Source organism: Mesorhizobium sp. M5C.F.Ca.ET.164.01.1.1 (assembly GCF_004792125.1).
GTDB classification, from domain to species: Bacteria; Pseudomonadota; Alphaproteobacteria; order Rhizobiales; family Rhizobiaceae; genus Mesorhizobium; species Mesorhizobium wenxiniae.
In genome coordinates, this window is the sequence record NZ_SRTG01000178.1 from 1 (window position 1) to 388 (window position 388).

The window sequence follows — 388 nt, forward strand, 5'->3', positions numbered from 1 at the left end:
GATTCATCGGTTTTCGCGATGATATCCCCGCCATCATGGCGGCGGCGGACCTGCTTGTTCACCCAGCGCGCATCGAGACCACCGGAACGGTCATCGTCGAGGCGCTGGCCAACGGGCTGCCGATCATCCTCACCGAGACCTGCGGCTTCGCTCATCTGGTGGAGAAGGCCGATGCCGGCCTCGTCATCCCGGGCGCGTGCTCGCGCCGTGACCTGATCGCGGCGATCAGCCGGGGCAAGGCGCCGGGCCGGCTGCAGTCATGGTCGTCGAATGCGCGGATCTTCGGCGCCGATCCGGCCCTGTCGCGCGGTCACGAGGAAGCGGCCCGCCTGGTCGCCGGCGAGCTCTGGTAGGTCTGGACTCGTCCTGAACTCAGTCCTTGGCGCGC

1 protein-coding gene is annotated in these 388 nt (G+C 68.3%); it reads left to right on the forward strand.

Going from position 1 to position 388, the window contains the following annotated elements; translation table 11 throughout:
• The coding region (locus EN807_RS33005; RefSeq protein ID WP_135937975.1) for a glycosyltransferase at positions 1–353 on the forward strand (353 nt) is incomplete at its 5' end.
• Positions 354–388 lie beyond the last annotated feature (35 nt).